This window comes from Sinomonas terrae, assembly GCF_022539255.1.
GTDB classification, from domain to species: domain Bacteria; phylum Actinomycetota; class Actinomycetes; order Actinomycetales; family Micrococcaceae; genus Sinomonas; species Sinomonas terrae.
Genome location: NZ_JAKZBV010000001.1, coordinates 2,671,959 through 2,694,088 on the forward strand (window position 1 = coordinate 2,671,959; position 22,130 = coordinate 2,694,088).

The 22,130-nt window shown below is 66.7% G+C and carries 21 protein-coding genes and 1 pseudogene; 12 read left to right on the forward strand and 10 right to left on the reverse strand.

Annotation, left to right across the window (positions count from 1 at the left end; all coding sequences use genetic code 11):
• Positions 1-38 precede the first annotated feature (38 nt).
• Genes L0M17_RS12325 through L0M17_RS12335 form a run of 3 tightly spaced genes read right to left on the reverse strand, consistent with a single transcriptional unit; the run spans position 39 to position 3,941 of the window.
• A complete protein-coding gene (locus L0M17_RS12325) occupies positions 39-1,082 on the reverse strand; it encodes an ABC transporter permease (RefSeq protein WP_241054270.1) in 1,044 nt (347 codons plus the stop codon).
• Entirely contained in the window at positions 1,075-2,778 is a 1,704-nt protein-coding gene (locus tag L0M17_RS12330) for a sugar ABC transporter ATP-binding protein (RefSeq protein WP_308196873.1), read from the reverse strand. The genes L0M17_RS12325 and L0M17_RS12330 overlap by 8 nt, the downstream gene beginning before the upstream one ends.
• Positions 2,763-3,941: a sugar ABC transporter substrate-binding protein gene (locus tag L0M17_RS12335; protein ID WP_241054272.1), complete on the reverse strand. Its 1,179-nt coding sequence runs from the start codon at positions 3,939-3,941 to the stop codon at positions 2,763-2,765. The genes L0M17_RS12330 and L0M17_RS12335 overlap by 16 nt, the downstream gene beginning before the upstream one ends.
• A 182-nt stretch (positions 3,942-4,123) precedes the next feature.
• On the opposite strand from L0M17_RS12335, the gene L0M17_RS12340 reads away from it, so the two are divergent.
• Positions 4,124-4,783 (forward strand): TetR/AcrR family transcriptional regulator, encoded by a 660-nt coding sequence (locus L0M17_RS12340; protein ID WP_241054273.1) that lies wholly within the window; start codon positions 4,124-4,126, stop codon positions 4,781-4,783.
• Positions 4,784-5,377: 594 nt separating this feature from the next.
• Here L0M17_RS12340 and L0M17_RS12345 read toward each other — a convergent pair.
• Together L0M17_RS12345 and L0M17_RS12350 are read right to left on the reverse strand one after the other, a co-directional pair.
• Positions 5,378-6,535, reverse strand: a complete 1,158-nt coding sequence (locus L0M17_RS12345; protein WP_241054274.1) for an MFS transporter — start codon at positions 6,533-6,535, stop codon at positions 5,378-5,380.
• A gap of 68 nt (positions 6,536-6,603) precedes the next feature.
• On the reverse strand, positions 6,604-6,942 hold the full coding sequence (locus L0M17_RS12350; protein WP_241054275.1) for a carboxymuconolactone decarboxylase family protein: 339 nt from the start codon (positions 6,940-6,942) through the stop codon (positions 6,604-6,606).
• 139 nt (positions 6,943-7,081) lie between these two features.
• Here L0M17_RS12350 and L0M17_RS12355 point away from each other — a divergent pair, with 139 nt between their 5' ends.
• The 10 genes and pseudogenes from L0M17_RS12355 to L0M17_RS12395 form a co-directional block, all read left to right on the forward strand.
• A complete protein-coding gene (locus L0M17_RS12355) occupies positions 7,082-7,690 on the forward strand; it encodes an MmyB family transcriptional regulator (protein ID WP_241054276.1) in 609 nt (202 codons plus the stop codon).
• 17 nt (positions 7,691-7,707) lie between these two features.
• The gene (locus tag L0M17_RS12360; protein ID WP_241054278.1) at positions 7,708-8,142 is read left to right on the forward strand and encodes a cupin domain-containing protein; all 435 of its coding nucleotides are present in this window, start codon (positions 7,708-7,710) and stop codon (positions 8,140-8,142) included.
• On the forward strand, positions 8,139-8,996 hold the full coding sequence (locus tag L0M17_RS12365) for an aldo/keto reductase (protein ID WP_241054279.1): 858 nt from the start codon (positions 8,139-8,141) through the stop codon (positions 8,994-8,996). The genes L0M17_RS12360 and L0M17_RS12365 overlap by 4 nt, the downstream gene beginning before the upstream one ends.
• Positions 8,997-9,108: 112 nt before the next feature.
• On the forward strand, positions 9,109-9,267 hold the full coding sequence (locus L0M17_RS12370; RefSeq protein WP_241054280.1) for a MerR family DNA-binding transcriptional regulator: 159 nt from the start codon (positions 9,109-9,111) through the stop codon (positions 9,265-9,267).
• Complete coding sequence (locus L0M17_RS12375; protein WP_241054281.1) at positions 9,258-9,569, forward strand: MerR family transcriptional regulator; 312 nt, start codon at positions 9,258-9,260, stop codon at positions 9,567-9,569. The genes L0M17_RS12370 and L0M17_RS12375 overlap by 10 nt, the downstream gene beginning before the upstream one ends.
• Positions 9,570-9,678: 109 nt before the next feature.
• Positions 9,679-10,536 (forward strand): aldo/keto reductase, encoded by an 858-nt coding sequence (locus L0M17_RS12380; RefSeq protein WP_241054282.1) that lies wholly within the window; start codon positions 9,679-9,681, stop codon positions 10,534-10,536.
• 36 nt (positions 10,537-10,572) lie between these two features.
• The gene (locus L0M17_RS12385) at positions 10,573-11,460 is read left to right on the forward strand and encodes an aldo/keto reductase (RefSeq protein WP_241054283.1); all 888 of its coding nucleotides are present in this window, start codon (positions 10,573-10,575) and stop codon (positions 11,458-11,460) included.
• A complete protein-coding gene (locus L0M17_RS22925) occupies positions 11,433-11,813 on the forward strand; it encodes an FAD-dependent oxidoreductase (RefSeq protein ID WP_372498016.1) in 381 nt (126 codons plus the stop codon). The genes L0M17_RS12385 and L0M17_RS22925 overlap by 28 nt, the downstream gene beginning before the upstream one ends.
• A complete protein-coding gene (locus L0M17_RS12390; RefSeq protein ID WP_241054284.1) occupies positions 11,698-12,573 on the forward strand; it encodes an FAD-dependent monooxygenase in 876 nt (291 codons plus the stop codon). Before L0M17_RS22925 ends, L0M17_RS12390 begins: the two co-directional genes overlap by 116 nt.
• A pseudogene (locus L0M17_RS12395) lies at positions 12,573-12,884 on the forward strand (aldo/keto reductase); the annotation flags it as partial. The gene L0M17_RS12390 and the pseudogene L0M17_RS12395, both read left to right, overlap by 1 nt.
• Before the next feature lie 302 nt (positions 12,885-13,186).
• Here L0M17_RS12395 and L0M17_RS12400 read toward each other — a convergent pair.
• Entirely contained in the window at positions 13,187-14,068 is an 882-nt protein-coding gene (locus L0M17_RS12400) for a helix-turn-helix transcriptional regulator (protein ID WP_241054285.1), read from the reverse strand.
• Between the two features lie 307 nt (positions 14,069-14,375).
• Here L0M17_RS12400 and L0M17_RS12405 point away from each other — a divergent pair, with 307 nt between their 5' ends.
• Complete coding sequence (locus tag L0M17_RS12405) at positions 14,376-15,770, forward strand: IS1380 family transposase (protein WP_229230975.1); 1,395 nt, start codon at positions 14,376-14,378, stop codon at positions 15,768-15,770.
• A 353-nt stretch (positions 15,771-16,123) separates the two neighbouring features.
• Here the strand turns inward: L0M17_RS12405 and L0M17_RS12410 are convergent, their stop codons facing one another.
• Genes L0M17_RS12410 through L0M17_RS12425 form a run of 4 tightly spaced genes read right to left on the reverse strand, consistent with a single transcriptional unit; the run spans position 16,124 to position 22,130 of the window.
• Positions 16,124-19,285 carry a putative type IV secretion/conjugal transfer ATPase gene (locus L0M17_RS12410; RefSeq protein WP_241054286.1) on the reverse strand — a complete coding sequence of 1,054 codons (3,162 nt, stop codon included), beginning with the start codon at positions 19,283-19,285 and terminating at the stop codon, positions 16,124-16,126.
• 17 nt (positions 19,286-19,302) lie between these two features.
• Positions 19,303-21,009 (reverse strand): hypothetical protein, encoded by a 1,707-nt coding sequence (locus L0M17_RS12415; RefSeq protein ID WP_241054287.1) that lies wholly within the window; start codon positions 21,007-21,009, stop codon positions 19,303-19,305.
• Positions 20,990-21,781, reverse strand: a complete 792-nt coding sequence (locus tag L0M17_RS12420; protein WP_241054289.1) for a hypothetical protein — start codon at positions 21,779-21,781, stop codon at positions 20,990-20,992. The genes L0M17_RS12415 and L0M17_RS12420 overlap by 20 nt, the downstream gene beginning before the upstream one ends.
• 4 nt (positions 21,782-21,785) lie before the next feature.
• Positions 21,786-22,130, reverse strand: a complete 345-nt coding sequence (locus L0M17_RS12425; RefSeq protein WP_241054291.1) for a hypothetical protein — start codon at positions 22,128-22,130, stop codon at positions 21,786-21,788.

The window sequence follows — 22,130 nt, forward strand, 5'->3', positions numbered from 1 at the left end:
CCGGTGGAGGAAAGCCGCCGCATTTCCGTAACCTCTCATCACGATGACGCACGTAGCCTCTCGAGTTGGATCTCCCTGGCCTTCCGCTCTCGGGCGCGGACACTGAGGGTCGCGACCGCAACGCTGACGATCAGCGCTCCCCCGTTGAACATCTGCGTCACACTGCTCGCAACGCCCAACAAAGTGAAGCCATCCACTGCGACCGCAACCAGGAACAGGCCGAACATCGTCCCCCAGACGTTGTAATGGCCTGGCCGGATGGCTGTGCGGCCAAGGAACACGGCTGCCAGGGCGGGGAAAAGGTAGGAGATCGCGCTCGTGGCATCGCCGCCCCCATTGCTTGAGGTCAAGAGCCCCCCAGCCATGCCCGCCATCACTCCGGAAAGGAGATACGTAATCGCAACCGCCCGCCGAGTTCGGATTCCCGCTAGCCTTGCTGCGAGCTCATTGCTGCCGATTGCCGCCAGTTTCCTCCCGAAGGGAATGTGGTCAAGGAACAGCCATACGGCAACGGCGACCACGATCAGAAGCCAGAACGGGAGGGGTATCTGGAGCCATTTCTGCGTCGTCCACAGAGAAAAATCCAGCGGGATATTGCTCGAAATCGTCTGACCCCCGGTGTAGAGTGCCAGGGCCCCTGACCAGAAGATGTACGTTCCGAGTGTGGCGATGAAGGGATCGAGGTTGAAGCCGGACACCAGAACCGCGTTCACGGCGCCCGCAAGGACGCCGACTAGCACCCCGGCAGCCAGACCGACCCAGACCGGCTGTCCGAACTGGGACAGGAGACTGGCAACGGTGACGTTGGACAGCCCGGCGATAGCTGCAACCGACAAGTCAAAGTATCCCGCTACGAGCGGGATCACCATCGCGAGGGCAATCAAGCCGGTCACCGACTGGTTCGCGAGCACGTTCTGCACGTTGAGCAGAGTCCGGAAATGCGCTCCGGTGATCGGCAGGACGGCGAAAGTCGCAATCAGGAGTACCAGAAAGACAGGGAGACCGGACTTTTCGATGTACGAGCGGTAATTCCGCTCGACGGTCTTCGTTCGCTCCGGCGATCGTTGCGCGGTATCAGTCATTCTTACCACCACTCTTCATGTGGACGAGTTCGTTTAGGCGGTGTGCCGTGAGTTCTTCTCGCGGCACGCTGGCAACTATGCGGCCGTTCCGGAGTACCAGGGCCCGGTCGACGAATTGGGCGAGTTCTTCGAGATCGGACGTGACTACGACTGCGGCCGCACCGGCGGCAGTGGCTTTCCGAACCAGCGCATAGATGTCGGAGCGTGCCCCTACGTCGACGCCTTGGGTTGGTTCATCAAGCAGCAGGACCGATGCCTCATCTCGCCGCAGCCAGCGAGCCAAGATGGCCTTCTGCTGGTTTCCACCTGACAAAGTCCTCATTGGCACTGAGCCTGACGGCGCCTTCACCCCAAATTGGGCGCGAAGCTTGGCGGCGTCGACGCGCATCCGTTTGCGGGCGAATCCGAGCCCTCTCCAGTACCGGTCGAGGACCGATACGTCCATGTTCTGATCGACTGTCATGTCGAGGAAGGCGCCAGCACGCGGACGGTCTTCGGGGATCATCACCACTCCGGTTCGGATCGCTTGGTCGATGCGATCGAAGTCAACAGGTTGACCCTTGACCCGCACCTCTCCCCTTTCCTTCCGAAGGCCACCGCATATGGCGCTGAGCAGCTCGCTGCGGCCGGACCCGAGCAGACCTGCGACTCCGACCACTTCGCCAGCTCTGATCTCGAATGTGGCCTCCCGCACGGGACCCGCAGCGAGTCCCGAGACCGACAAGACCTCTTCGCCGAGAGGGGCGGCCGAACGCTGCGGTCGCAGCTCCTCCGCGGTCCGCCCCACGATCGACTCGATCAGTTCCGCTTCGGTCAGCTTCTCCGTCCGATGGTCCTTGAACACCCGGCCGTCGCGCATCACCGTGACTCGGTCGGTCACGGCAAGGACCTCGTCCAGGCGATGGCTGACGAAGATGATTGCGTGGCCCAGGGCGGCAAGCTGGCGCATGGCGCCGAGCAGCACCTGCACTTCGGCGGCGGGCAATGCGGCGGTGGGCTCATCAAGAGCGACGACGCATCTTCCGGAGTCGACATCCTGCAGCGCCGCGGCAATGGCCACCTGTGTACGCACGGACACAGGAAGGTCACGAACGAGGGTCCCTGGCGAGGCTTGGATACCGTAGCGCTCGATCAACTCCTCGGCACGCTGCCTGACGCCTGCCCAGGCAATTCGGCCGAGACGTGTTCTCGGGTAGCGGGCAGCAAGCGCGATGTTCTCTGCGACGCTAAGGTCGGGATAGAGAGGCGGATCTTGGTGGACGACTCTGAAGCCGAGATCGTAGGACGTTTGGGCGTCGATATTGGCGGCGTCGAGCTGCTTCCCATTGATTGTCACGGTCCCGCGGTCTGCGGGCCCCGATCCGGACAGCATCTTGATCAGGGTGGACTTTCCACAGCCGTTGCCCCCGCACAGGGCATGCACCTCGCCGTAGCGGACGTCGAGGTCTACGTCTCGAAGAGCCTGAGTGCCGGGGAACACCTTGGAGAGTCCCCTAATGGACAAGGCGAGCGGCTTCTCGACTGCGGAGTCGACTTCGCCTGCCGGCACAGTGGAGAGTCGTGCTGCATCCAGCCTGGTCATATTGGTCTCTCTATTCGCTGCGCCGGTGCTGGCCGGGGCGATGCCGCGATCGTCCCGCCCAGCACCTGGCGATTGCCGGTGGATCGGCGGGGCCACGCTCAGCTGACTCCCCATGCCTTCTTGTAGAGCTGTTCGAAGGGGACTGCGGTCTGGTAGCCCTGGCCCGAGGCTGAGGGCAAATTGTGGGTCTTGTCGATTGAGATGAACCCGACGCCTTCGGGGACCGAAGGCTGATGGTTCAGGTAGCGGTTCACCTCATCCATGGCAGCCCACGACAGCCAGTCGGAGGAACGAGCGACGCCTTCCGCGTACATCTGTCCCGAGCGGATCAAGTCCAGTCCAGGTCCGGTTCCGATGCCGGACACCACTTTGGCCTTGCTGCCGCTTTGGAGAACCGCCTTGGCGCCGCCGCTGTCTACCCCGTTTGTATCGAAAGGCCACCACACGTAGTCGGCATCGGGGTATTTGATCAAAGAGTTGCGCAAAGCAGTGACCCATGGGCCGTTCGGGGCCAAATCCGAGACCGTCCAGGGCGCGTCTCCGGCGATCGAGCAGCCGGCGCACTTGGCCAACTCGCTCTTGAAGCCGTTGTTAAGCAGGTCGAATTGAGGATCGCCTTGGCCCATCGAGGTGATCACTTTCGCGGTGCCATTGGAGTCAGCCGCGAGGAAATCTGCGGACCAGGCGCCCCAACCGGTCCACCACGCCTTGTTATCCGGATAGGTCTTGCTGTAGATCATCGGGATTGTGAACAGGGAGGGGCCGCTATTGGCATCAGAGCAGTCCAAGGTCTCGAGACCCAGAACAGGAACTCCCTGCTGCTTCGCCTGCTGAAGTTCGGGCTGCACTGTGGAGCACGAGAAGGCGTCTTCGACAATGGCGTCGGGGTGCGCCGCCAGAGCGGTGCGCATTGCCGTCGCATAGCCGTTTGCCTGGTTCAGATTTCCGTCAGCAAGATGGAAGTCCCAGCCCAGCGCCTCGGCCGCGGCCTTTCCTGCTGCTGCATAAGACGCACACGACTGGGTCTGCTGGCCACACGAGATCCACCAGACGCTCTTGCCCTTCGCGGGCTGCGGCGACGTCGTGGGAGGTGTGCTTTCGTTGCCTTTGAGGACTTGATCGAGCGAGGGCAGTCCGGAAGCAGCGAGCGTTGAACTACCTTGAGCGGTCGCACCGGAAGAAGCAGATGAATTATCGGAGCATGCAGAGAGCATGAGTGCTGATGCGGCGACGGCGCCAACAACCGCTGCAAGACTCCGGGACTTGAGACGAGCCAATCGAAACCTCCCGTAAGTGTTAGGACGTGGGGGGAACCCCGTCGTCCTCGGGTCCTCCTCGACCCATGAGGCCTGAAGTTCGTATCTACGAACATTCGTTCCTCGTGACGTTCATCACTGTAATGGCCTCGTAAGCGGATGTCTAGTATCCGCTTTAAGGCTTAGATCTGTAGACTGGTCGGATGACAGAACAGGTGCTTCGGAAGGATGCTGCGCGCAATCGCGAGCGTCTCATCGCTGCTGGCCGCGACCTGTTCGCCCACGGAGGGCTAGACGTCACGCTCAACGACGTGGCCCGCCACGCTGGCGTTGGCATAGGCACTGCCTACAGGCGCTTCACGAACAAAGAAGAATTGATTGACGCCATCTGGGAACAGCAGGTGGACGAGATGGAGTCGATCCTGCGCGACGCACTGGGCACCCCGGACCCGTGGGAAGGGCTCGTCCTCTACCTTGAGCGGTCCCTTGATGCGCAAGCGAGGGACCGGGGCTTGGCTGAGATTCTTGCTGGCCGCGTGTGGCCGAGCCATTACGACCGACAGCGCGACCGTCTCGCCCCGCTCGTCGACGAAATAGCGGACCGGGCACGCGAGGCAGGCGTTCTTCGAGAGGACGTGGTCGGAACGGACTTGATCCTCCTGCAGATCGCCATCACAGCCGTATCAACCACGGTCAATAGCAATGCCTTGCCAAAGCGGAGCAACGATGTGGCAAGGCTGTACAGCCGCTATCTGGCGATCGTCTTGGACGGCCTCCGGGCATCAACGAGACAGTCCACGCTCCCAGTTGGGCCCCTGACCGTTGAGGAGACGCACGCGCTACTCGATCCTCGCAGACGCTGATCTTCCCTGACGAGCAGGATCCGCCCCAGTGGGGTCTCGAGATCCCGGAGGCATGGGGAAGAAGAATACGAGCGATTCAGCCGTCCATGCGGTGATCGTCGGAGGTCTGCTGGCCGGGCTTGTCAGGACACACGCACTCGCCCGGAAGGTGCTAACGAGTCATCCGTGCTCGAGCATTTCGTTGCTCAGCCGAAGTACGGTGGCGGCCTCGCGGTCGACGGCGCACGACTTGCGCGGCTTACCGGAGTAGCGGCATTCCTCGATGAACCAGCGGGCTCATCTGTCCATTCTCCATCGACGGCTCTCCGTTCGACGCTGCGAAGAACAGCGGAACTGCATCCAAATGGCGGTGTCCATCATCATGTCGCGCTAGTAGAGAGCGGACAGGACGACTAGGAGCGTGGTCGGTCGCGAGGGACGGGCCGACGACAAGGCCCTCTTTCTTCACCGAGCTTCGGCATCACCGCCGAAGCCATCACCGCCTTCGCCAAGGTTTCCATCGCGCACGCCGCAGCCTGACCCCACCAGGAGCACCTCGAGGACCGCGAGTCGGCCCCCGAAGCGCCTCGGGGGCCACGACGACGTCGTCCAGGCCTAGTTGAATCGGCTTTGGCGCCCAGGCCGAGAGAAGACCATGACGATGAGCGCCGCGAGGATGGCCAGAGCGGCGTACCCGAGGGAGATCCGATCGAGTTCCAGCACGCCGGCGAGCCGTCCGGAAACCAAGCTGGGGATGGCTGCGCCGCCATAGGAGAACAGATAGACCGTCGACATGAGTCCCGCCCGGTCCGTGGAGTTCGTTCGGGCGAGCAGGGAGCGCATGGAGCCGGTGAACGCCGCTCCCTGTGCGGCCCCGGCGATTACGCCGCCAACGATCACGGTCACGACGGCGCCGGTGAACAGCCCAATGACGATGCCGATCACCCCGAGGGCGAACACCACCATCCCTGCCCGCTGGGCCGTGAGGGGCGAAAGCCGACCGGTTAAGGGGCCGCCGATCGCGTAGGGGGCCATGAAGGACGCGAACACGATTCCGGCGACCAGGCTGTTGCTCGTGCCGAGGTTTTGAGCGGAGATGGTAGGACTGAAGGCCTGGTAGAAGCCGCCGAGGGCCCAGGTGCCGAAAAAGACGGAGACTGCGGCGGGCAGGAGCGGCCGGATCGCGTGGGGCAGGTGAACGCGCGGCTTCAACGAGGCCACGGTGCCGTGCCGCGGCGTGATGGCTTCCGGACTGACGAGCAGCCCCAAGGTGCACACGAGGAGCAGCGCCGTGGCCCCGAGATAGGGGGCCTGCAGGGGCGCGGGCCCGTACTGGGCGAGCGCGCCGGACCCGACAGCGCCGATGGTCAGGCCGATCAGCGGAGCGCCGGCTGCGGTGGTGGCGGCCAGCCAGCGCGGCCACTGCGGGGCAAGGTCGACGATGTAGGCGGCGATGGCGGAGGAGCCGAGCCCACAGGCAAGACCGTGGAGGATGCGGCCGGGGACGAGCGCCGCGAGACTGGTGACCTCGAGCAGTGAAAGGCATCCGGCGGCGGCGAGGGCGACGGCGATGACACCCACGGCCTTGCGGCCGAGGTGATCCGAAAGGCGGCCGAAGACGACGAGCGCGACCATGACGGCGACGAAGTACGACACGGCCGCGATCGACAGGTCGCCAGCGGTCAGGCCGTCCGCTGCTCGGTACCGCTCATAGAGCGGGACCGGCGCACCCGACGCGGCGAACACCGCGACCAGCGACACCGCCGCGGCCAAGAACCCGAGTCTCTGGCGCGGCAGCAGCCGACCTGGGTCCGGCAGCGCTGTCGCGGGTTCCTTCGCGCTCACTCCCCGCCGCCGAAGACCTGCTTGGCGACGGCCATCGCCCCCATGGCGTTGGGCCAGCCGGTGTAGAAAGCCAGGTGGGTGATGGCTTCCTTGAGTTCATCCTCGCTGACGCCGTTCTGGCGGGCGAAGTCGAGGTGGAACCACAGCTGGTCCGCCTTCCCCAGCGCCATCAGCGCCGCCACGGTGGCGAGGCTGCGGTCGCGCTTCGAAAGCTCCTCGCGTTCCCAGACCTCGTCGAAGAGGACCTTGTCGGTGTAGTGCACCAAACCCGGAGCGAAATCGCCAAAGGCGTTCTTCCCGCCCGTCCAGCCCGTACTCTGCTGCTCGTCGCTCATCTCAGTCCCAACCATGCTTATTTGCTCCTGCTTACCTCGTCCATGAAAACCCGTTCTCCCCGCCGCGTGGGAGGCCCGGCTGTGAGGGGGTACTCGCAGGGACTGGCACGGGAGCCGGGAGGGGCCTTGACTCGATGGCATGAGCACTTCGGGAACCAGGCGCGCCGTCGATCGGGCAAGGCCCGCCCGGCTGCGCGCCGGCCTCCGGGCCGCTCTCGACGCGATCGCAGAGGCCCCGGCGGTTGTCTTCACCGACCGGCTCGACGTGGTCGCGGCCAACCGGCTCGGCCGGGCGCTGCTGACACCCGTGTTCGAGGACGACCGTCCCAATCTCGCCAGGTTCCTCTTCCTGCACGAGGGCGCCTCCACGGCGTTCTTCCCGGAATGGGACCGGATCGCCCACGAGCACGTCCACCGCCTGCAAACCGCGGCGGAGCATGGCCCCCACGAGCGAGAGCTGCACCGGCTGATCGGCGAGCTCTCGACGTCCAGCGCCCCGTTCAGGGCCCGCTGGTCGGCCCGACGGGCGTGCCCCTACCGCCCGCCCCGCATGCTCGTAGGACACCCGTTGGTCGGAGAGCTGGAGCTGGTCCGCGAAGACCTCATCCCCAGCGCCGACCACGCGCTCACGCTGCAGATCTGCACCGCCGAGGCCGGATCGGCGAGCCACGAACGGCTCCGGATCCTGGCCAGCTGGACCCAGGACGGCGCCGCCGCAGAGAACACGGTCCCTGACGGGGCCCACTGACACAGAAGGAGAGACGAATGAACGACATCCGATTCGACCAGATCTTCCCGCTCGGGGAGAAGAACGACGCCTACGCCCAGTACTTCATCGGACAGAGCTACCTGGCTCCGCTGATTTCGGGGAGCGTCCCGGTCAGCAACATCACCTTCGAGCCCGGGTGCCGGAACAACTGGCACATCCATCGCGGCACCGCCGGCGGGGGGGACCAGATCCTGCTGTGCACTGCGGGCAGCGGGTGGTACCAGGCAGAGGGCGAGGACCCGACCAGCATGGAACCGGGCACCGCGATCCGCGTCCCGGCCGGCACGAAGCACTGGCACGGCGCGAAGGCCGACTCGTGGTTCTCCCACGTGGCCTTCATCACCCCGGGCGAAGGCGTCAGCAATGAATGGCTAGAGCCCGTCACAGACGAGGCATACGGCAAGCTGCCGAAAGACGGAGAGAAAGCATGAGCATCCTGAACGAGACCCACACCCTGTCCAACGGGGTGACCATCCCGAAGCTCGGGCTGGGCACCTGGTTCATCGACGACGACAAGGCCGCCGACGCCGTCAAGGCAGCCATCGAAGTCGGATACCGGAACATCGACACCGCTCAGGCGTACGGCAACGAGCGCGGCGTCGGCGAGGGCGTGCGCATGTCCGGCATTCACCGAGGCGAGCTGTTCGTCTCCACGAAGCTCCGGGCGGAGATCAAGGACTACGACAAGGCGATCGCCGCGATTGACGAGTCGCTGGCCAAGCTGGACATCGGCTACATCGACCTCATGCTCATCCACGCCCCGCAGCCGTGGAACGACTTCCGCGGGGGCGATTACGCGGAGGGCAACCAGGAAGCCTGGCGCGCTCTGGAGGACGCCCACAAGTTGGGCAAGGTCCGCTCGATCGGCGTCTCGAACTTCCTGCAGTCCGACGTCGAGAACATCCTCAAGCACGGCAGCATCGCACCCCAGGTGAACCAGCTGCTGGTGCACGCCGGGAACACGCCGAGCGAGCTCCTGTCGTTCTGCGAGAGCAAGGGGATCCTCGTGGAAGCGTACTCCCCGATCGCGCACGGGGAGATCCTCGACAATCCCGACGTCAAGGCGATGGCTGACCGGTACGGCGTGTCAGTACCGCAGCTGTGCATCCGCTACACGCTGCAGCTGGGCGCCGTATCGCTGCCGAAGACCGTCAACCCCGAGCACATGCGCTCCAACGCCGAGGTCGACTTCGAGATCTCGGAGGCGGACATGACTGCACTGAAGAACCTGCACGACCAGGACTACGGCGAGCACAGCGCCTTCCCCGTCTACAGCGGCAAGTAGGACTCACTCCGGAGCAGCGGCCCAGACCGAATCGCCGGACGACGAAGGATGTTTGCCCCAGGGAAAAACGTCCTTTGACTTCGAGTCTACTTTAAGTACTCAGACTCGAGCTATGGCGGTTGCGACGAAGACTTGCTCGATTAGGGAAGCCTCAGAGCTCAGTGGCTTGGCGGCGAGCACCTTGCGCTACTACGAGCAGATCGGGATCATCCAGCCCATAGGGCGGGATGCCGGCGGCGTCGCCGCTACAGCCAGGAGGACATGGACCTGATCGACGGCATCGCCCGCCTCGCCGCAACCGGAATGTCCATTCCCGCGATGCGCGAGTATCTCGACCACCGGCTTGACGGCGCCGCCGGCGCGGCGCAGGAACGTGCACTGCTCATCGACCAACAAGAGCTTCTCGAGCAGGAGGCACACCGCGTGCGGCTGCGGCAGGAGTACGTCGATCTCAAGATCGCGTATTGGCAGGCGGTCGAAAAAGGCGACGAAGCAGGCGCTGTGGAAATCGCCGACCGCGCACGCCTCGCCGCGACCTCGATGCGCCAGAGCATCGAAGAGACCACCGAGTAACGCGCAGCGGACCGCCTCTCTAGAGAGCACATCGCCGAAGTCCGCGGGGCTGTCCAGCGCCCGGGCGGCGCTCATCAGCGCGCCGCGAAACGTCACGAAGGAGAACAACATGTCCGAACCAACCCCTACCGTGACGCTCAACAACGGCGTCGAGATGCCCGTCCTCGGCTTCGGCGTCTTCCAGATCCCCGCCGAGGAAACGGAACAAGCGGTCCTCGACGCGCTCGAGCTCGGGTATCGGTCTATCGACACCGCGGCCGCCTACCAGAACGAGGAGGCCGTTGGCCGGGCGATGGCGAAGAGCGGGGTCCGGCGCAACGAGCTGTTCGTCACCACCAAGCTTTGGATCCAGGACGCCGGTGAGGAGGCTGCGCTGCAGGCGTTCGAGACGTCGATGAGGAAGCTGGGGCTTGACTACCTCGACCTGTGGCTGATCCACCAGCCGTACGGCGACTACTACGGCTCATGGCGCGCGATGGAACAGCTCTACGAGCAGAAGCGCGTTCGCGCGATCGGCGTCAGCAACTTCTACCCCGACCGCCTCGCCGATCTCATCACCCACAACACAGTGGTCCCGGCGGTCAATCAGATCGAGACGCACCCCTACTTCCAGCGAATCGACGACGAGCAGGTCATGCGCGACAAAGGCGTGCAGATCGAAGCGTGGTCGCCGCTGGCGCAGGGGCAGCACGGGCTCCTGCAAGACCCGGTGCTGACGGAGATCGGAACCCGCTACCAGAAGTCCACCGCGCAGGTGGTTCTGCGCTGGCTGACGCAGAGGGGGGTCGTCGCCGTCGTCAAGTCGACGAAGCCGCCGCGCATGCGGGAGAACTTCGACGTCTTCGATTTCGAGCTCACCGACGACGAGATGAGCCAGATCGGTGCTCTCGACGGCAAGAGCGGTCCGTCCTTCGACCACCGCGACCCGGCGGGCGTCGACTTCATCAACAACATGAACCTGACCTGACCGCTCGAGCTCCAGCGAACGAAAGGACCAACCAACATGAACAAAACACTCATGCTCCATAACGGCGTCGCAATGCCCGTGGTGGGCTTCGGCGTCTTCCAGACCCCGCCGGAGGAGACCGCCACCGCGGTGAAGACCGCCCTCGAGGCCGGCTACCGGCACATCGATTCGGCGTCCTCGTACTTCAACGAGCAGGGCGTTGGCGAGGGCATCCGCCGTTCCGGCATCGACCGCTCGGAGATCTTCATCGAGACGAAGGTCTGGGTATCCGACTACGGCTACGGTGAGACGCTGCACGCGTTCGAGAAAAGCGCAGCGAAGCTCGGCGTGGACCAGATTGACCTGCTGATCCTGCACCAGCCGATGCCGCAGCACTTCGACAAAACCCGCGAGGCATACGGCGCACTCGAGACGATGCTCGCCGACGGCAGGGTCCGTGCGATCGGCGTCAGCAACTTCATGCCGCACCACCTCGACGCGCTCATGGAGACCGCCACTGTCGTCCCCGCAGTCAACCAGATCGAACTGCACCCGTACTTCACACAGCCCGCCGTCCGAGAGGCCGACTCGCAGCGCGGCATCGTGACGCAAGCGTGGTCACCGATCGGCGGCATCACCTTCTACCCGGGCTTCGGCAAGGACCGCAAGAGCGTCCTCGAGGACGAAACCGTCGCGGCAATCGCTGAATCGCACGGCAAGACGCCCGCGCAGATTCTCATACGCTGGCACATCCAGGAGGGTCGCTCCGCCATCCCGAAGTCGACCAACCCGTCCCGCATCGCCGAGAACTTCGACGTGTTCGACTTCGAGCTGAGCGCCGACGAGATCGCGGCGCTCGACGGCCTCGACACCGGCCGTCGTCTCGGTCCGGACCCCGACGAGCGGGACCCGTCGCAATGGGGCCTGGAGATCCCCGAGGCGTGAATCGCAGCCGGTCCCGCAGGCCAGAACCCCAGCTTCACGCCATCATCGTCGGTGGATCGCTCGCGGGACTCGTAACGGCCCTCGCGCTGGCCCGAACCGGCATCGCGGTCACCGTCCTTGAGCGATCCGAACCCGACCCGAAGTACGGCGGAGGCCTCGCGGTCGATGCGGCACACCTCGGCGCGGGTCACCGGCGTGACCAGCTTGGGCAGGGGATCAGTTCTCACGCTGTGGTCCATGCTGCGAATGAATCTCCGCGAGGCGGCAGACACCCACCCACTGGTGCACCTGCGTCACCGGGTACGTGTCGTCGACGTCGGCCAGGACGAATCCGGGGTATCGGCCGCGTCTGACTCGGGTGAACGCTTCCGCGCCGATCTTCTGATCGGTGCGGATGGTCACCGCAGCTTCGTGCGCTCTCACGTTGCGCCCGAACGTCCCAACGCCGACTTCGCTGGCTACGTCATCTGGCTCGGCATGGTCGAGGAATTGAAACTGTCGTATCCAGGGCCGCGTCCGTCACGCTGGGAGATGTTGCACTCGGGCGAAAGCATCCTGTTCGGAATTCCCGCACCCGGAGCCGACGGCTCGACCGCGCCGGGCCGTGGGCGCATCGGCTGGGCCTGGTACGACAAGCACAGCAACCCCATGCTGCATGAAGCCGGTGCCGTCGCGAACGGCGTCGTCCAGCACTCCGTACGACCGGAGGACGTCCCCGAGTCCATACTGGCGATGCTGGAGCAGGAAGCGTCGCAGTGGTCCCGTCCATGGCGGGACGCAGTCCTGCAGAGCATCGCCGACCGCAACGTCCTCGGGACTCCCATCGCCGAATACGTCCCGCTGCGGCTCATCGCCGGGCGGCTGGTGCTCGTCGGCAACGCCGCGCACGTGCCGACACCGATGACCGGGCAAGGCTTCGACTCATCGCTTCTCGACGCCGAAGCCCTCGGGCGCGCCCTCCGCGGCGCCGACACGACCACCGCACCCCACCGGCTCGGAGACTATGACGCCCGCCTGCGCGACGCGCAGCGACTCGTCGAGAGCGGCAAGAGCTTCAGCCGGAGCTACACGGCAAAGGAATCGCCCCAACATGGGCAGAAAAGAGGAGCCTGATGGAACGACGACTGCTGGGACGGACTGGCGTGTCCGTGAGCCCGCTGGCGCTCGGCGCAATGATGTTGGGCGCGTGGGGCAACAACGACCGCGACGCCTCCGTCAAGATCATCCACCGCGCGCTCGAAGCCGACATCAACTTCATCGACACCGCCGACGTGTACGGCGCCGGCGAGTCGGAGGAAATCGTTGGAGAAGCGTTGCAGGGCCGTCGGGATGACGTTGTGCTCGCCACAAAGTTCTTCATGCCGATGGGCGAGGACCCCAACCGGTCCGGCGGCTCCCGCCGGTGGATCATGCGGGCCGTGAAACTCGACATTCTCATCGTCGGATCCGAGGAGCAGCCGGCACGTCCATGGCTGACCGTGATCCTCGCCTATCACTCCCGCTCCGTCTGTGGCTACTTCGTGTTCCTCGGCGCACCGTACGCAGCGAACACCGCTCGCGCTCGGCCAAGGGATCTGGCACAAGGTCGACCTCCATGCCGCAATCGAGCAGCTCCACCAGAGGTCCCATCGCTGAAAATTACCTCGCGAAGCACGGGGAGCCGAGATCCTGGAGGCCTGACCGGTAAGGAGGAAGCTGTCCACACCGCGGCGGTCGGGGCAGAACTTCAGCGCGAAACTACGGACTGCCGCCCCGCTTGTCGTCGGGCACCGGCGTACGTCAGCTCAATCAGCTCGAGCATCCGGGTTTCTGACGGGGTGTTCGGATCCGCGCTGTAAGCCGTCAGCGTGAGCCCATGCTCGGCCGGAAGCAAGAGCGAGTCCAGGGCCAGGTGCAGGTCACCAACCTGCGGATGACGGAAGTCCTTATAGCCGCTCAGGTGCAGACGCACGTCGTGTTTGGCCCAGAGCTTCCGGAACTCCTCCGATTTGGTGCTGAGTTCGCCGACGAGCTCGGTCAGGCCCTCGTCCGAGGGGTCCCGGCCGGCCTCGATGTGCAGTAGCGCGACCGCCGTCTCCGCCGCTACCTGCCAATCCGGGTAGAGCCGGTGCGCTCCCTCTTCCAGAAAGCAGAAGCGGGCCAGATTCACCGGCCGCTCGGAACTCACGAAAGCCTCCGAGTAGAGCATCTGCCCCAATGCATTGATCCCGAGCACGTCCAGGCGACCGTTGCGGATGAAGGCCGGGACCTCGGTCATACCGTCCAGAAGCCGCTGCAGGCTCGCCGACACCTGCCCGCGTTTTCGGCGCGGCGCTCGAGGAGCAGGGCCCGCCGCACGGGCGAGGTCGAGCAGGTGCTGCCGCTCGGCATCGTCCAGCTGCAGGGCCCGCGCGAGCGCCTCCAGCACGTTCTCGGACACTCCAGCCATACCACCGCGTTCAAGGCGCGTGTAGTACTCGACGCTCAAGCCTGCCAGCAGGGCCACTTCCTCGCGGCGCAGGCCGGGCACGCGCCGGATGCCGCCGAAGTCCGGCAGACCCGTGTCCCCGGGGCGCAGTTTCGCGCGTCGGGTTCGCAGGAACTCGCGGATCTCGGCTCGATTGTCCATGCGACCGATTTTAGTTCGGAGGGGTTCCGCCCCAAGAGTCCCTGCCCGTACCTGGCACGGCTCGAGACTTCGCCACATGGTTGAATGCCTACGTTCAGCCGAGGCCACGAGCACGCCCGACAAGTCCTCTGCCCTTACCTAAAGGAGCAATCCCATGGCTGCTTGGACACCTGACCAGCTCTAAACCTTGATCCACCGATGGGGTTCGTGGCGGCGTGGCGTAATTAAGGGCAAGATGCCCGCCATCCCGGGGAGAATTGGACTTGCGACAGAACCAGTTCCCTGAGGATGAGAGGGCATCTCGTAGGTGCAAGTTTCCCACAGTCAGGCCGCGGTGGCGGTGTCCTTCGACGAGCCGAACCTCGTCTCCGCGGCAGGCCTGCTGCCGGTGATGCGCCTGGCCGAGGCCGCAGGGCTCCGGGCCCTGACCGACGCGCATCTGAGCGTGCCGACGGACAAGGGCGCGAACGCGGGCCTGAAGATCGCCTCGCTGGTGGCCGGGATGGTCGCCGGGGCGGACTCGATCGATGACATGGCCCTGCTGCGCCACGGCGGGATGGGCAGGCTCTTCAAGGCCTGCTACGCGCCCTCGACCCTGGGCTCCTTCCTGCGCGCGTTCGCCTTCGGCCACGTCCGCCAGCTCGACGCGGTCGCCGCCCGCTTCCTGGCGAACCTCGCCGCGCGGGCCCCGCTGCTGGACGCCCCGGCCGTCGGGGAGTTCGTGTTCGTGGACGTCGACGACACGATCATCGAGGTCCACGGCCACGCCAAGCAGGGCGCTGGCTTCGGGTACTCCGGGGTCCGCGGGCTCAACGCCCTGCTGGCCACCGCCACCACGGCCCAGAGCGCGCCGGTGATCCTGGCCCAGCGGCTGCGCAAGGGCGCTGCGGCGTCCCCGCGCGGGGCGTCCCGGCTGGTCGCCGACGCCCTCTCCGCCCTGCGCCGCGCCGGGACGCCGGGGAGGGCGCTGGTCCGGGCCGACTCGGCGTTCTACGGGCACCCCACCGTCGCCGCCGCCCTCGCGGCAGGGGCCGAGGTCTCGGTCACGGTGCGCCTGGACCCGGCAGTTAAGCGTGCCATCGCCGCCATCCCATCGGAGGCCTGGACGGCGATCGAGTACACCGATGCGGTCTTCGACCAGGCCGCCGGGACCTGGATCTCCCGGGCGGAGGTCGCCGAGGTCCCCTTCACCGCCTTCGCTTCGCGGAAGAAGGCCGAACAGGTCACCGGGCGGCTCGTCGTGCGCCGCATCCCGGACCTGAACCCCAAGGCCCCCGACGGGCAGGGGACCCTGTTCGACACGCACCGGCACCACGCCTTCTTCACCACCGTCCCCGCCCAGGACCTGGGCACTGTCGCGGCCGATGCCACGCACCGTGCCCATGCGGTCATCGAGCAGGTCCACGCCGACCTGAAGGACAGCGCCCTGGCGCACCTGCCCTCGGGGAAGTTCGCGGCGAACTCGGCCTGGCTCGTCGCGGCGGTGATGGCCTTCAACCTCGCCCGCGCGGCCGGGACCCTGGCCGCCGGCCCCTTCGCGAAAGCCAGGACCGGGACCATCCGCCGCAAGCTCGTGAACCTCCCGGCCCGGATCGCCGCCAGCGCCCGGAAGATCCGGCTGCGGCTGCCGGCGAACTGGCCCTGGCAGAACGCATGGGAACAGCTCTTCACCGCCGCCCACGCCCCGCCGTCCATGCCCTAGGAAGACGCAGCCTGGCCCCGCGAGGCCCCGAACAGCACCAGAAGTGGAACACCGCCGGCAGCGAGGCCGCGCCCCCACCCCTGCCCGAAACATCCATCATCCACCGCCCGCACAGGACCGCCGGACCCAACACCCGATCGGTGGATCAAGGCTAAAGGATTGCGACGGGCGACGCCTTCCACATCTCCCGGTTCCACGGGGAGCGACCCCTTTCATGGCTGTGTGGATGGGGGCCGGCGTCGTTGACGGCCCGGCTACGTCCGCGCCCTGATTCTCAGAGCAACGCCGCCCAACCCAGGAGGCGCGTGGCACATCAAGGCCACCTGATCATCATCTTCGAGGAGAGTGGTTGCTCATCTCGGCTGTTCCGTCAGCTGTGTGGTGGCGCGGGACTTCATTGCGTGGTCGGTGTCGGTCAGCTGGGCCTCGAGCCGGCTGCGGAGGTGTATTGCGACCACGGGGTCGGCCGAGCCGATCTTGAACAGGCAGTGGGCCTTCGGGAGCGAGGTGATCTCGGCTGCGGTCCCGGGCGGGAGGCTGAACAGCCGTTCGCAGGCTTGGGCGTCGTCGCTCTTGGACTGCTTGTAGATCAGGGCGGTGCCGCATTCCCTGATCATCGCGACCGCCGGGCTGTCGGCGGGGATGTCGGAGATGTGGTGGAAGGCGAACTGGCAGGAGAGGGACAGGGCGCGGGAGAGCTTGGTGTTGCGGCGGGTCACGGTGGCGACGGAGCCCTGCACGGTGTGCCAGGCCTCTTCGATAAGCAGAGCCGTCGGGACCGCGTTCACCTGCCGGTGGAGCGTGTTCGCCAGCCAGGTGCTGATGATTGTCATGACGATCGGCAGCGCCGGCCCTTCTTCGGGCAGGAGGGAGACGTCGAAGACGGTCAGGCCGGCGTTGAGCTGGATCTCCTCGCTGGTGGGACCGTCGATGAGGCCGGCGAGGTCGTCTTCGATCATCCGCTCGAGCTCGAAGGCCGGATCTCTGCCCCATTCCTTCAGTTCGTCGCCACTGAGCCCGGCAGCCTCGGCCGCCTCCGTGTCGGGACGGTACAGGGCGGCGAGCACGTCGCCGATGTCGGCCACGCGTTCCTGCCCTTGGCCGGCTTGGAGGGCCTGCCGGTGGGCCATGCGCAGGGCCTTGCCCTCGCGCGGGGTCAGCTTCCTGCCCATGGCCTCCTCTGTCACGGCCCGCAGCAGCATCGACTGGCCGGCGGGGGTGTCGGACACGGCGGCCTCGGCGTCCCCGGCAGGGTCGGAGTCTTCGTCGAGGCGGGTGGCGATGCGCGGGTCGAGGATGTTGATCCTCGCGCCTGCGCCGCCGATCCGGAAGCGGATCGGCGCGACGCCCACAGCCTTCGCCAGTGCCGAGTACTCCCCTGCCCTCTGGTCGATCTGGTACTTCTTGTCGATCACGACGATGCGCCGGCCCAGGATCAGCTGCCGCAGGACGCCCCAGGTCTTCATGGCGGAGCTCTTGCCCTGGCCGAGGTCGCCGATGTAGACGACGTTCGGGGACTCCACGGTCTCCCCGTAGCCCTCGAACACGTCGTGGACGAGGAACCACCCGGATTCGGCGTCGATGCCGAAGATGAGTCCCTTGTGCGAGGTCGGCGGGGCGGCGACGGCCATGTGGGAGAACTCCATCTGGCGGGTGGAGGTCAGGATCCCCGGCGCGGCCGGGTCGTAGAACCCGAGCTCGGAGGCGAACTTCCAGGCCCGGGCGTGGAACCACTTCGTCTGCAGAACCGTCTCGGTGCCTAGCGGCGCCGGGGCGCCGTGGCGGGCCTTCCGGTCGGCGACCGATCGCACTGCCTCCCCGTGCCGCTGCGCCTCCTCGGTGCGGGCCGCGGATCGCTTGACCCTCTTGGGGGCGGGGAACAGGGACCAGCGGCGCCGCGCCGAAGGCTCCGCGTCGACATCCAGGGATGCCTCCCGCCTGTCCGCTGTCCTCGTGTCGGTGCTCATCGGATCCCCCTGGTGAACGGCATGGTCGTGATCGGGGCGAGGTCCTGCCGGCGGTCGAGCCACTCGATGCGCTCGATCGCGGCGTCGGCGGCGGCTGCTTCGATGATGTCCGCGGTCGGGAGGATCTCCTCGGCGTCCTGGACGGAGTAGGTGATGTAGAGGGCGAAGGCGGCCCCGGTGTCCCGAGCCGGGCTTGAGGTCGACGAGGCGCTGCTGCGAGGCCTCCAGGAGGACGTCCTCCTCGCCGTCGGTGACTTTCCCGGCTTCGTCCGCTGTCTTCTTTTTCGCCTTGTCGTCGGCGACGTGCCGCCTGGCCTTTCCGCGTGCGCTGCGGGCGTCTTCCAGTTCGGTCACGACCGAGACCGTGTGGACCACGGGCGGCTGGATCCCGCGCAGCAGGGGACGCAGGGCTTCCACGGGGAGCGCCTGCGGGCTGAACGCTGTCGCCGGCACGTAGCCGGTGCGGGTGTGCCACTTGCCGTTGACGACGACGGAGTTCGGCGAGGACGAGCCGTCCAGGTGCTGCCAGCAGTGCGCGAGGTCGGCTTCCTCGTGGTCGTCGATGTCGTAGTCCGGGTCTTGGAGGTGGCGCATCAGCGCGGCCATCTCGATGGGCCCGAGCGGCCTGTAGCCTGTGATGGATCCCAGGAGCTCGGCCTGGGCCATGGCGGAGCGGACCTCGTGGAAGACCGCGAGTCCGATCCCTTCGTCCCCTGCCCCGTACATCCTGGCCCTGCGGTACAGGGCGTCCCCGGCCGGGACCCGGAACGTCTCGTAGGTGCGGTGCTGTTCCGCCCGGGAGCGGACCACCTCGCACAGCTCGCCGTAGGACTCGAGCAGGATCCGCGGCGCGCCGGCGGAGATCTGGCGGCGGATCCACAGCAGATGGTCCGCCGAGTCGACCGGGACGCTGCGGGAGAGCGACTGGACGTGCGTGATCAGCTGCTGGCGGCGTGCGAGCCGCGCCAGGAGCCGCCCGTGGGCGAGGTAGGCGGCGTCTTCGCGGTGCTCCTCGCGCAGCCCCGAGCTCGTGCCGATCGTCTCGACAGTGGCCGTGTAGTACGGCTTCCTGGCATGATGCCTGAACACGGCCATCGGGCCCAGGGGGGTCTCCACCGAGAAGAACCTGACCGATCCCACCATCAGGGGCGCTGTGTCCCGGTAGCGGATCGGGACCTCGACCATGCCGTCTGCGTCGGCCTCGGTCGCCTTCGACTTGCGTGCCCTGACAGACCTGGTGGCGGGGCGGGCGTTGACGGGGACGAAGCTCGCTGTCCCCTTCCGGCGGCGGTGCCGTTGGTGCCAGCGTTCCAGGAGCAGGGCCCCGGCGCTGCGGTAGCCGGTGAACTTGGTCGGGGTCGTGGCCACTGCACCGGCCAGCAACACGGCCGCGGCCCCGAAGAACGCCAGGATCCATTGGAGTCCGCTGAACATCACGATCAGGGCCACCGATATCGCGGCGGCGAACCCGGCCCACTCCGGGCCCGAGCGCCGTCCTCCCCACAGGCCCCGGCCGGCGACTTCGCCGCCGAGCACGACCATCCTCATGGCCAGTCCCTCCCCCTCTAGCGTCCGCTGATGTGGTCGGTGTTCGGTGCCATCGACTCGGCCGCGGTCCGCCCGCGGCGGGCGGCGGTCCGGGCCGCCTCCCTCCCGGCGAGCAGGAACGCCGCGGCGCCGCCGGAGGCGACCTTGCCGGCTGTCTTGGCGGTCACGGCCCCGACCCGCCCGGCGGTCTGGAGGGCAGACCGACGCCCGCGCGGCTCGCCCGCTGGCGGGCCGGCGGGCCCAGTGCCGTGTCCCTGCTGAACGGGGACCCGGCCGGCGTCCTGGCCTCGATTGAATATGCTGCGCTGCTGGCGGATCAGCGAGCTCAGACCGGCCCCGGCACCCGCCACGGCGGCCGCCCCGACGACGGAGCTGCGGCCGGCGCCGATGCTGGTCGAGGCGGACGGGAGCAGCGGCACCCATTTGAACAGGCCCATCGGGGCGAAGGCCAGTCCCAGCATCGCGGCGGCGGCGATGAACACGCTCGAGGCGTTCACCAGGGCGTCGTCGACGCCTTCCTTGAATGCCGGCTGGCCGGCCACGAAGACAAACACTGCCCCGACGAGGAGGATCAGCAGCGGCTTGGACAGGCAGATCGCAAGCCAGAGCGTGCTCATCTTGGCCACCCGGGCCCGGTAGGCCGGGTGGGCGAGGAACCCGATGGCCAGGGCTATGCCGAGGCCGATCATGTAGAGCGCGAACGGCTGGAGGAAGAGCGTTCCCAGGAGCCCCCAGGCGCCGAGGAAGAGCAGCCCGAACAGGATGACAGCCGCGAGCGGGCCGAAGGCCCCGTTGGACTGGTAGGAGGCGAAGCGGGAGACCACCTCCATGAAGGCGGCGATCCTGGTCGCGGTCCAGTCGGTGAAGGCCTCGGTGAAGCCGGCGAACCAGTCGTTGACCACGTGTCCGATGGCCGGGCCGAACAGCACGAGCACGACGGACAGCGGCCCGTACCAGAGGAGGGAGCGCCGCACTTCGTCCAGGTCGATGTCCTCGTCCTTGGCGGCGTCCTTCCAGAGCTTGAAGTACATCAGGGCCAGGATCACCAGGCCGATGGCTGAGAACGCCGCCCAGGTGTCCCGGAATCCGTCGTCGATGCTGAACGCCGTGGTCTTGGTCAGGTTCTGCACGACTTCGCTGGTGGCCTTCACGCCGTCGGCCTTGACGGTGTTGGCGAACTGCTCGAAGCCGTCTTTGGGGTTGGAGATGAACCCGATGACGTCCATGGTCCCGAGGATGAACTGGCCGCCGGGCGAGGCCGCGATGACGCCCTTTAGGACCGATCCGGCTATGGGAGCCATGGATGCGACGGCATTGTCGAGCCTGCAGGCCATCGAAGCGGCAGGGTTGCCGATGGCCATGTAAGCCGAGCAGAGGCTCGCGCCGTCCTGGGCCGGGCTGTAGGCGAGGGCCTGCTCGGGAGTGGTCAGGAACATCCCGAACGCCTTGGCCGTGTCCTGCTCGCACGAGCTTGGCAGTGCCAGGTGCAGGGCGTTGATTCCGCAGGCGTCCTGCGAAAGCTTCTGCACGATCGAGTCCCGGATCTGGCTGCGCTGTGCGGGCGGGAGCCCCGCGAGGCGCTTCATCTCGTCGGCGTTCAGATTCGAGGACTGGGGCTGCGACGGGTCGGCCGCATAGGCGGCCTGGGCCGAGACGACGCCGAAGCTGAACACGACGATCAGGGCCGCGGCGACGGCGCGCGTTCTAGCGGACAGCGTTCGCATAATCGATCCACCCTTCCCGGGAGACGTCTTTGAATGCCTGGTTGGCCAGGTCCTTGGTCAGCACCGGCGGTTTGCCCTCCGGCGCGGGAAGCGCGGCGAGGTTCGGGCCGCGGTCTGGAAGACGGCCTCCGAGCGTGCCGTTGTCGCCGAGCGGAGGCTGGCTTCGGGCGACCTTCCAGTCCCCTCCCTGCCACGAAAGGTCCAGTGACTGGGTCACGAAGCTCGCCTTGGGGCCGGCGCCGGTCTGGGCGTCGATGCGGGCGTAGACGACCTGCACCAGGGCACTTCTGCGTTCGGTGCAGGAGACCATCCGGTAGAGCCCGCCGCTCTCGACGTCGGTCCTGGTGACCCAGTCGCCACCGAAGGTCCGGATGCCGCTGGCGTTGAGGTTCTTGGCCTCGAGGTCGGCAAGCGTGGCCAGGTCCTTGAGCTCGTCGGCGTTCACGTCGATCTGGGCGAGGGCCTTCTGCTGTACCGGCCAGGCGCTCGGGTGCACGTCGGCGATGACGGGCATGAAGTTCGCCGCGGCTGCTGCCGCGGAGTTGCAGCTCCCGTCGTACCCGACCGGGGTCCTGCCGTCGGCGGAGACGCCGGTTCCGCCCGCACCGATCTTCACTGGCGAGACTGGGAAACCGAGCTTGCCGCCGCCGGCGACCGTGGCCACTGGCTCGGGGGCCGGCTGGTCGTGGCGGGTGCCGAGGATGAGCGCGGCGGCCGTGACGGCTGCCACGACCATGGCGGCGGCCAGGATGGCCTTCCAGTGGCGGTGCATGCCGCTATGCCCCGATAGCGCCGGCGAGGGCCAGGATGAACCCGAGGATCAGCCCGGCGGCCGCGGTGCAGCCGAAGACGAGCGTGGTCTTCTTCACGCCCTGGGCGCCCTCGGCGATGTCGTCGACGTGGCCCCTCTGCCGGGCGACGCCCCACCGGGCCAGGGCCATCAGGAACGCGCCGGCGACGACGATGAGCGCCAGGCCCCAGATGCCGCCCAGGAGCAGGCCCGCGGCGTTCTTGAACTTGACGCCGAAGACGTTGAAGTTCGGGCTGGTCCAGTCGAGCGGGTTCTCGACGAATGGCGCCGCGGAGCGGATGACGAGTTCGGAGGTGAGAGCGGTCAGCAT